This is a genomic window from Virgibacillus kimchii (assembly GCF_055379185.1).
Window position 1 is genome coordinate 3,260,333 of record NZ_AP043951.1, and the last position, 9,668, is coordinate 3,270,000.

Here is a 9,668-nt window from a genome sequence, read left to right on the forward strand (position 1 = left end):
AGCTGGAGAGCGGGGCTCCTTGTATTTTTGGAAGAAATATAAAACGGGAGGGAACAGCCGTATAGCTGATGGATGAAAAAGGAAAGAACGGTCTAAAGCTCTCAGTTGAAGCTTTTCAAGTACATGGAAGGTCGAAAACAACTCCGGTCGTGTATGATAGAGTGCTACTCAGATGCATGGCACGTTGAAACTAGCGCTGATCTTGTATGATAGGAAGCTACTCAGATACATGGAGTGTTGAAAACAGCTCCTGTCTTATATGATAAAGTGCTACTCAGATACATGTAAGAGGTAAACGCATAGCAATCGTGTATGATAGCCTCCCTCCATGATCCATCGAAAGGCCGAAAACCGCTCCAATGATGTATCAAAAGCTTTAATGTCTGCCCCAAAAGCGATAATCTTTTGCAAACTCCAAACTTTACCATCAAATGAATTGCATAAAGAAATCTACTATGATAGTCTAGTAAATACAATATATATTAATGAAAATTGAATAAAACACTATATATAGTGTTCGCAAGCTAAGGTGACATCTTAGTCTTAATAGGGAATCCGGTGAAAATCCGGAACTGTCCCCGCAACTGTAAGTGTGGACGAACGGGTAAACCACTATACCTGCAGGCTTTACGGTCTCGGTATGGGAAGGGCCCCAGTAGGAGTGAAGCACGAGTCAGGAGACCTGCCATAGCTTGATGAGTTTCGTATCCTCGGGGTAAGCGATAGTGAAACGATGGAACGTGTTTCTGGTTTTCTGTCGTTTTACAGCCGTTTACCCCCGGGGTGAGCGGTTTTTTGTTTTCACGAAGGACATTATGATGAGGGAGGAAGAAACATGATTGTAACAGCGGAAGACGAACTGAAACGATTAATTGATGAAGCTGCAGCGGGGTTAAATGTAGATACGGATAAATTATTGGAAGAGTTTCAAGGGAAACCATATAACAGCGATCAATTAATTAAACGGGCACTGGAAAATATTGATGAAGCGAGTCCCGAATGGACATTTGTTGCAAGCCGCCTATATTTACACACATTATACACACAGGCTGCGGCAAACAGGGACTATAATTCCAGCAGGCGGTATGGCGATCTTTACCCATTAATTGAAACACTTACTCATAAAGGTATTTATACCGATCAGCTGCTGAATAAATACACCCGGCAGGAAATGGATTATTTTGCCTCAATTATTGAACCGGAGCGGGATCTGCTATTTAACTATCTTGGCCTGTATACACTTGCCACGAGGTATCTTGCGACCGATCATGATAAAAATATCTATGAACTCCCGCAGGAACGCTGGCTGATTATTGCGATGCACCTGATGCAGGATGAGGACGTCACACGGCGGCGTGAGTTTGTGGCGGAAGCTTACTGGGCATTGAGCAATTTATATATGACTGTGGCAACACCAACGCTGACAAACGCCGGCAAAACGCATGGACAGCTGTCCAGCTGTTTTATCGATACAGTGGACGACAGCCTGCAGTCCATATATGACAGTAACACGGACATTGCCAAGCTTTCCAAAAACGGCGGCGGAATTGGTGTATATATGGGAAAGATACGCGGACGCGGCAGCTCCATAAAAGGATATAAAAACATGTCCAGCGGTGTTGTTCCGTGGATTAAGCAGCTGAACAATACGGCAGTCAGCGTAGATCAGCTCGGTACGAGAAAAGGAGCGATCGCCGTTTACTTGGATATATGGCACAGAGACATTGAAGCATTTTTAGATTTAAAACTTAATAACGGAGATGAACGAAGACGGGCCCACGATATTTTCACAGGCGTCTGTCTGCCGGATTATTTTATGGAGCAAGTGGAAAAGCGCGGGGACTGGTATTTATTTGACCCTCATGAAGTGCGCGAGGTCATGGGCTATTCGCTGGAAGATTTTTTTGATGAAGATAAAGGGGCGGGGTCCTGGCGTGACCGGTATTTGAAGTGCGTGGCTTCTGATGAGCTGACCAAACGGGTGGTGCCGGCCATTGATATTATGAAGCGGATCATGAAGTCGCAGCTTGAATCAGGTACACCTTTTATGTTTTACCGGGATGAGGTAAACCGGCAAAATAACAATCCGCATAACGGGATGATTTATTGTTCCAATTTATGTACGGAAATTACTCAAAACCAGTCACCGACTGAATTTCTTGAGGAATTTACGGAATCAGACGGGACGATTGTGAAAAAATACAAGCCGGGAGATTATGTTGTGTGCAATCTCAGTTCCATTAATCTTGGGCGTGCGGTACCTGAAAATGTGCTGGAAAGACTGATCCGGATACAGGTCCGGATGCTGGATAATGTAATTGATATTAATACATTGCCGCTGAAGCAGACGCAGCTGACAAACCGGAAATATCGTGCGATCGGGCTTGGAACCTTTGGGTGGCATCATTTGCTGGCAAAGAAGAATATTAGCTGGGAGTCGGAAGAAGCTGTTGACTATGCAGATGAACTGTATGAAAAAATTGCATATCTTACCATTAAAGCAAGCATGGAGCTCAGCAGGGAGAAAGGATCTTATCCGGCATTTCCGGGCAGTAAATGGCAGACAGGAAGTTATTTTAATAATAAGGGCTATCATGATGACAAGTGGAATGAACTAAAAGGCAATGTGGGAAAGCACGGTATCCGCAATGGATATCTGATGGCTGTGGCACCGAATTCATCCACATCCATGATTGCAGGTTCTACTGCAAGTATTGATCCGGTCTTCAAACCGTTTTACTTTGAAGAAAAAAAGGATTTTAAAATTGCCGTAACCGCACCGGATCTGGACCATCACACGTATGGTGTTTACCGCAGGTCCGCCTATATTCTGGATCAGCGCTGGTCCGTAAGGCAGAATGCAGCCAGGCAGAAACATGTGGATCAAAGCATTTCATTTAATATATACGTGCCGAACACGATTAAAGCATCGGTGCTTTTGAACCTGCATCTGCAGGCATGGCGGGAAGGGCTGAAAACAACATATTATGTCCGTTCCACAGCCAATGATGTCGAAGAATGTGTGTGGTGTGAAAGTTGAGAAGTTTAATTGCTTATTTATCGTACAGCGGAAATACAAAGGAAACAGCGGAAATGATTGAAAAAGGACTGAAAACGGATGGGATGGCCGTTGAGATGCACCGGATAGGGATTGACCCTCCGGTGGATGCTTCCCGCTATGACCTTATTTTCCTCGGGACATTTACATGGGAATTGGGCGCCACTCCAGAAGAAGTAAAAGAATTTGTCCTGGAAATAGGCTATAAACCGGAAAATGTGGCAGTATTCGGTACCGGTGATACCCAGTTTGGCGGGGATGATCTTTATTGCCGTGCTGTAGATAAGCTGGCTGCCTTTTACGAAAGCAAATGGAACGGCCTGAAAATTGAACAGTCACCACGGGGATCCCAGGAGCCCGTAGTGGAAAACTGGCTGGAAGGAGTGCTTCACGATGTCAAAAGTCATACTTGAAAAAGCAAAAACACTGGAACCGATGAATCCGAATAAATCCACTGCACTTTTTGGCGGAAAATCAAGCGGTATATTGAATTGGAATGATATCGCCTACCCGCACTGGTATAAAATGTATAAGCGGCTCATCGGCAACTACTGGCAGGCGGATGAAATCAATATGTCCGATGACTTGCGCCAGTTTGCGGCATTATCGGAAGAAGAGCGGGATACGTATTTAAAAATCATCGGTCTTTTATCCACATTGGATGCACCGCAAACGAGGACCGCGCTCCTGCTTTCGCTTTATTCGTCCGATCCATCTGTCCAGTCGATTATGGCGGTGATTGCCCAACAGGAGGCTGTTCATAATGAAAGCTATTCCTATGTCCTGTCTTCAGTAGTGTCTCTAGATGAACAAAACGAATCCTTTCAGCTTGGACGCACGGATCCGGTACTTTTGAAAAGAAATAAAGCGATCATGGACCATTACAATGTTTTTGTTGAGGAACCGACGATGGAAAACATCCTGAAAACCTGTGTGTATACTTCACTTCTGGAAGGCATGTTTTTCTATTCTGGATTTGCGTTTTTTTACCATCTTGCCAGACAGAATAAAATGGTCGGAACTTCCACGATGATCAGCTATATCAACCGGGATGAGCTGGAGCACGGACGTTTTATATCGGAGTTGTTTCGGGCAGCATTACATGAGAACCCGGAACTGAACACGGCAAGCTTTACCGATTGGGTTTACAGCCAGTTCAGGGAATCGGTGGAACTTGAAATCGAATGGTCCGGATATGTGCTCGAGGGGATCTCAGGAATCGATCTGGATGAAATGGCCGGCTATATCAAATACCGCGCCAATAAAATGCTAAGGATGATGGGGTTAAGTGAAATTTACCCTCCATATACGGAAAACCCGATGAAGTGGATCCGGGCGTATGCCGATAACTTTGATGAAACAAAAACCGATTTTTTTGAGCAAAAATCAAGGCAATATACGAAAACAAGTGATCTGAATGGCTTTGATGATTTGTAGGAAGGGCGGTTGATTGCAGGACAAATCACCGTTGTATGATGTACGTGGTTATTTTTCAGTCAAGTACTCAGTGGCGTCGTATGGAGTCTATTTTTAATAATTTTTCAACCCTGTTCATCGATAAAAGACGAGTGACTTGGCTGAAATTTAACATAAAGCCGGTGCGCCATCCCCCAAGGACGCACCGGTGATCTTTATTTTGTGATGTTTTCTGCAGCAAATATTTTGGCAATTGCCCTTTTGGAACAGGCTGTGTTAAGCTAAAGACAGCATTGTTGTTGAGGAAGGTTACCAATAATGAAATTAAAAACAAAGAAGAAAATTTATGACTTAACGGACCGTACATATATTATGGGAATCTTAAATGTTACACCGGATTCTTTCTCTGACGGGGGGAGTTATGATTCCCTCGAAAAAGCTGTTGCACAGGCGAAAAAACTGGAAAAACAAGGTGCAGATATTATTGATATAGGAGGAGAGTCCACAAGGCCGGATCATGACCCTGTTTCCGGGGAGGAGGAAATCAGGCGGGTAGTCCCCATGATTGAAGCAGTTAAAAAAGAAGTGAAAATTCCCATTTCGATTGATACATATAAAGCGGAAACCGCAAAACAGGCACTGAAAGCAGGTGCGGAAATTATTAATGACGTCTGGGGGGCCAAGCGCGAGCCGGAAATTGCCAAAGTTGCGGCAGATTTTAATGTGCCAATTATTCTAATGCATAATCGAACAAACATGGATTACAAGGATTTAATAGAAGATATGAAGGATGATCTGCAGGAGAGTATAGATATTGCACTTTCCGCCGGTGTCCCCAGGGGAAATATCATATTGGATCCCGGGATTGGTTTTGCGAAAACAAAGGAACATAATCTCATTGCGATGAATCATCTGGAAGCTTTTCGTGCATATGAACTTCCGCTCTTGCTTGGTACTTCCCGCAAAAGGTTTATTGGCAGCACGCTGGATATAGACACCCCCGAAGACCGGGATACAGGCACGGGGGCAACAACCTGCCTCGGCGTATCCAAAGGTGTTCATATCGTTCGGGTGCACAATGTGGAAATGACAGTGCAACTGACAAAAATGATGGATGCTATGCTGAGAGCAGAAAGAGGAGTGTCAAATGGACAAAATTCTGCTGAATAACTTACAATTTTATGGCTATCACGGGTTATTGCCTGAAGAAAACAAGCTCGGCCAGCGTTTTTACGTAGATGTTGAACTGCATGCCGACTTAAAAAAGGCGGGCAGTACGGATGACATGGAAGCATCGATTCACTACGGCGAGGCCTATGAGATTATCGAAGAAGTGGTGACGGGAGAGGCAAAGAACCTTATAGAAGCTGTGGCCGAAACCATTGCGGAAAAACTTTTTGCTCATTTTTCCCTGCTGAATGCCTGCAATGTAAAGGTAGTTAAGCCGGACCCCCCAATTCCAGGGAATTATCAATCTGTTGCGGTGGAAATCTATAGGGAGAAAGACGTATGAATACTGCATACATTGCTTTGGGAACCAATATCGAACCAAGAGAAAACTACTTAAAAGATGCTTTACGTTATTTGAAAAATGACCATGTAACGATTCAACAGCAATCTTCCATCTATGAGACGGCCCCTGTAGGCTATACGGACCAGGCTAGTTTTTTAAATATGGTTATTCAATTGAAAACAGAACTTTCCCCCCTGCAACTGCTGGAATTCTGTCAGTATATCGAAAAAGAGCTCGGGAGAAAACGGACCATCCGGTTTGGTCCCCGCACGATTGACCTTGACATTTTACTTTATAATAATGAAATTATAAATGGGGAAAGGTTGATTATCCCGCATCCAAGAATGCACGAACGTGCTTTTGTACTCGTTCCTCTACACGAAATTGCACCGGCCTGTATCATACCCAATAAGGAACGCAATGCTGAAGAATTATTAAGTGAACTTCCAAGATCTGACATAAAGGATGTAATGATATGGACTCAAAACGCATCGGAAGAAGAATAAAGGCATTTCGAAAGTTAAAAGGCTATACGCAAGCGAATTTTGCAAAAAAACTGGATGTTTCTCTATCTTTTATTGGAGCAGTAGAACGTGGAACAAAAGAGGCGCCGGATGAATTGCTGGATCAAATTGCTTTTTTGCTTACTGTTTCCAAGGAAGAATTACTATTAATAGAGGATCACTCTCATGGTGCAATGGCAGAAAATGTGGAGGATGGAGGCCGCAATCTTCCCCATAGATGAAGCCCCGTTGCGGAGCCCAATTTTTTTTAGATGCAGCCTTGTAAATAATAGCCTATATGTTTATACTAAAGCTCTAAAATATGTTTTATGAAGAAATCTGCTGGTAGCATTGCCGGTGGATTTTTTATATGAATGTTGGAATTGTAGTCTTCTGCCGGGATAGTGAATTAAATTTATTATGGGAACGGTTGGCTGGAGACAGTTTTAAGCCAATCATTGTATATAGAAGTAAAAAGGCATGGAGAGAAGAAACGCGGTTATAAAACAGCTGTACTTCAACAAACATTGACGAGAGAGGGGAATAATCTCTATAATATATGGAGTTAAAGTAACATCATTGAATAAAATTAATTCGGAAACATGAAGACAGAACCATTTTCCTATATACTTACTAATGGATAAGCAACGCAAGTCTTTTATTTAAAAGGCTCTTGATACTTATTAATCGACTGGAGTGATCAGACGTGTCAGAAGAATTAAATGAACATATGCAGGTACGGCGCGATAAAATGCAGGCACTTCGCGAACAGGGGATGGACCCATTTGGCGGAAAATTTGAGCGGACCCATTTGTCGGAGGAATTAAAAGAGGCATATGAACAATTTTCCAAAGAAGAACTGGAAGAAAAACAGGAGCAGGTAACCATTGCAGGCAGAATGATGACAAAACGCGGAAAAGGAAAGGCGGGCTTTGCTCATATCCAGGATCTGAGCGGACAAATTCAGCTTTATGTTCGTAAGGATACAGTTGGTGAAGCCGAATATGAAGTATTTCAGTCTATGGATCTGGGTGATATAGTCGGCGTGACCGGGGTGATGTTTAAAACAAATGTCGGGGAATTATCCGTAAAAGCTACAGATATCCAGCTGCTGACAAAAGCACTCCGTCCACTACCGGAAAAATACCATGGTCTGAAGGACATCGAGCAACGTTACCGCCAGCGGTATTTGGATTTAATTACAAACATGGAGAGCAAGGATACGTTCGTATTACGAAGCAAAATTTTGCAGTCGATGCGCCGTTATTTGGATGGACAAGGATTTTTGGAGGTAGAAACCCCAATGATGCACAGCATCCCGGGAGGTGCTGCTGCCCGTCCATTTGAAACACATCATAATGCGCTTGATATTCAGCTATATATGCGGATTGCCATAGAGCTACATCTAAAACGTCTTATTGTAGGCGGTCTTGAAAAAGTATATGAAATTGGACGTGTATTTCGGAATGAAGGGGTATCAACAAGGCATAACCCTGAATTTACGATGATTGAGTTATATGAAGCGTACGCAGACTACAAAGATATTATGGAATTAACGGAAAACCTTATTGCTCATATTGCCAAAGAGGTTCATGGAACTGCGAAGATTAAATATAACGACGAGGAGATTGATCTTGAGCCAAAATGGACAAGGCTCCATATAGTGGATGCCATTAAAAATGAAACCGGTGTGGACTTCTGGAAGCAGATGAGCGACGAAGAAGCACACAGTCTTGCTAAAGAGCATGATGTAGCTGTAACGGATACCATGACATTTGGTCATATTGTCAATGAATTTTTCGAACAGAAAGTGGAAGATACACTTATCCAGCCGACCTTTATATATGGTCATCCTGTAGAGATCTCTCCATTGGCGAAAAAGAACAAAGAAGATGAACGTTTTACAGATCGTTTTGAATTGTTTATTGTAGGCCGAGAGCATGCCAACGCATTCAGTGAGTTAAATGACCCAATAGATCAGCGTGAACGCTTTGAAGCGCAGGTGAAAGAGCGTGCTGAAGGAAACGACGAAGCACATCTGATGGATGAAGATTTCCTTGAAGCATTGGAATACGGAATGCCGCCGACCGGCGGACTTGGTATTGGTATTGACCGTCTGGTCATGCTTTTAACAAATTCACCATCTATTCGTGATGTACTCTTATTCCCGCAAATGCGGAGCCGTTAACAATAAAAAGCCAGCTGCAATAGTTATTGCCGGCTGGTTTTTTATTTACTCTTATGAAACCACATGCGTTGAAAAAATAGAAAAAACAACTATATATAAGGAAAGTAAAAAATCACCAATATTTTTTATTAAAATGAACTTGATTTTAAGATGTAAACATGGTAAATTAAATATCGTTGCCTTAACAAGCCAAGTCAATAAGTGATCGTTGGCTTTTATTTCAGCAACTTGAGGAATGAAAAGAACAAAAAACATTTGACTTTAAATTCCTGGCGTGTTATATTTAAAAAGTCGCCAATTTGAGCAGGTAAATGTTAACCAAAAAAACATATTGACGTAAGTCGCTCAAGGTGATATAATTAAATATTGTCACGAAATAAGTGGCATCCAAAAATTTGCTCTTTGAAAACTGAACAAAACAACCAGTATGTAAACAGATGTCAGGAAAGCAGTTGGAGGTCGGACGAAAGTCTGGCTGAGGAAGACTAGTTAACCCTGTATCAATTTTTGAAGCTAAGAGAAGGTAGTGGATTGGTGTCCAATACATTCAAACTTTTATGGAGAGTTTGATCTTGGCTCAGGACGAACGCTGGCGGCGTGCCTAATACATGCAAGTCGAGCGCGTGAAGCAGGCAGATCCCCTTCGGGGGTGACGCTTGTGGATCGAGCGGCGGACGGGTGAGTAACACGTGGGCAACCTGCCTGAGAGACTGGGATAACCCCGGGAAACCGGGGCTAATACCGGATAATACTTTTCTTTGCATGAAGGGAAGTTGAAAGGCGGCCTTTGGCTGCCGCTCACAGATGGGCCCGCGGCGCATTAGCTAGTTGGTGAGGTAAAAGCTTACCAAGGCGACGATGCGTAGCCGACCTGAGAGGGTGATCGGCCACACTGGGACTGAGACACGGCCCAGACTCCTACGGGAGGCAGCAGTAGGGAATCATCCGCAATGGACGAAAGTCTGACGGTGCAACGCCGCGTGAGTGATG

Annotated in this window: 9 protein-coding genes, 1 rRNA gene and 1 riboswitch (1 of these 11 cut by a window edge); all 10 genes read left to right on the plus strand. The window is 43.3% G+C overall.

Features of this window, described 5'->3' with window-relative positions; all coding sequences use genetic code 11:
• Window positions 1-510 precede the first annotated feature (510 nt).
• A riboswitch (cobalamin riboswitch) is annotated at window positions 511-704 on the plus strand.
• Window positions 705-835: 131 nt separating this feature from the next.
• The gene (locus ACZ42C_RS15630) at window positions 836-3,040 is read left to right on the plus strand and encodes a ribonucleoside-diphosphate reductase subunit alpha (protein WP_461183470.1); all 2,205 of its coding nucleotides are present in this window, start codon (window positions 836-838) and stop codon (window positions 3,038-3,040) included.
• Window positions 3,037-3,471 carry a flavodoxin gene (locus ACZ42C_RS15635; RefSeq protein ID WP_461183471.1) on the plus strand — a complete coding sequence of 145 codons (435 nt, stop codon included), beginning with the start codon at window positions 3,037-3,039 and terminating at the stop codon, window positions 3,469-3,471. The genes ACZ42C_RS15630 and ACZ42C_RS15635 overlap by 4 nt, the downstream gene beginning before the upstream one ends.
• Window positions 3,452-4,495: a ribonucleotide-diphosphate reductase subunit beta gene (locus tag ACZ42C_RS15640; protein WP_461183472.1), complete on the plus strand. Its 1,044-nt coding sequence runs from the start codon at window positions 3,452-3,454 to the stop codon at window positions 4,493-4,495. The genes ACZ42C_RS15635 and ACZ42C_RS15640 overlap by 20 nt, the downstream gene beginning before the upstream one ends.
• Before the next feature lie 297 nt (window positions 4,496-4,792).
• On the plus strand, window positions 4,793-5,644 hold the full coding sequence (gene folP, locus ACZ42C_RS15645; RefSeq protein ID WP_461183473.1) for a dihydropteroate synthase: 852 nt from the start codon (window positions 4,793-4,795) through the stop codon (window positions 5,642-5,644).
• The gene (gene folB, locus ACZ42C_RS15650; protein ID WP_461183474.1) at window positions 5,622-5,987 is read left to right on the plus strand and encodes a dihydroneopterin aldolase; all 366 of its coding nucleotides are present in this window, start codon (window positions 5,622-5,624) and stop codon (window positions 5,985-5,987) included. Before folP ends, folB begins: the two co-directional genes overlap by 23 nt.
• Complete coding sequence (gene folK, locus ACZ42C_RS15655) at window positions 5,984-6,493, plus strand: 2-amino-4-hydroxy-6-hydroxymethyldihydropteridine diphosphokinase (protein ID WP_461183475.1); 510 nt, start codon at window positions 5,984-5,986, stop codon at window positions 6,491-6,493. The genes folB and folK overlap by 4 nt, the downstream gene beginning before the upstream one ends.
• On the plus strand, window positions 6,463-6,732 hold the full coding sequence (locus ACZ42C_RS15660; protein WP_461183476.1) for a helix-turn-helix domain-containing protein: 270 nt from the start codon (window positions 6,463-6,465) through the stop codon (window positions 6,730-6,732). Before folK ends, ACZ42C_RS15660 begins: the two co-directional genes overlap by 31 nt.
• 128 nt (window positions 6,733-6,860) lie before the next feature.
• Complete coding sequence (locus ACZ42C_RS15665) at window positions 6,861-6,995, plus strand: hypothetical protein (protein ID WP_464891289.1); 135 nt, start codon at window positions 6,861-6,863, stop codon at window positions 6,993-6,995.
• Window positions 6,996-7,196: 201 nt separating this feature from the next.
• Window positions 7,197-8,678 (plus strand): lysine--tRNA ligase, encoded by a 1,482-nt coding sequence (lysS, locus tag ACZ42C_RS15670; RefSeq protein WP_461183477.1) that lies wholly within the window; start codon window positions 7,197-7,199, stop codon window positions 8,676-8,678.
• A gap of 554 nt (window positions 8,679-9,232) precedes the next feature.
• A 16S ribosomal RNA gene (locus ACZ42C_RS15675) occupies window positions 9,233-9,668 on the plus strand (it continues 1,130 nt past the right edge of the window).